This is a genomic window from Serratia nevei (assembly GCF_024160145.1).
Lineage (GTDB): Bacteria > Pseudomonadota > Gammaproteobacteria > Enterobacterales > Enterobacteriaceae > Serratia > Serratia nevei_A.
Genome location: NZ_JAMYWQ010000217.1, coordinates 1 through 240 on the forward strand (window position 1 = coordinate 1; position 240 = coordinate 240).

The following is a 240-nucleotide window of genomic DNA, read 5'->3' on the forward strand; positions in this document are numbered from 1 at the left end:
GAGCATCGCTTCTCGAGTGGAAGCAAATCAAGCTTTTAATTGAAGAGTTTGATCATGGCTCAGATTGAACGCTGGCGGCAGGCTTAACACATGCAAGTCGAGCGGTAGCACAAGGGAGCTTGCTCCCTGGGTGACGAGCGGCGGACGGGTGAGTAATGTCTGGGAAACTGCCTGATGGAGGGGGATAACTACTGGAAACGGTAGCTAATACCGCATAACGTCGCAAGACCAAAGAGGGGG

1 rRNA gene is annotated in these 240 nt (G+C 52.9%); it reads left to right on the forward strand.

The features are described from left to right. Positions 1-36 precede the first annotated feature (36 nt). Positions 37-240, forward strand: a 16S ribosomal RNA gene (locus tag M6G53_RS25445); the annotation flags it as partial.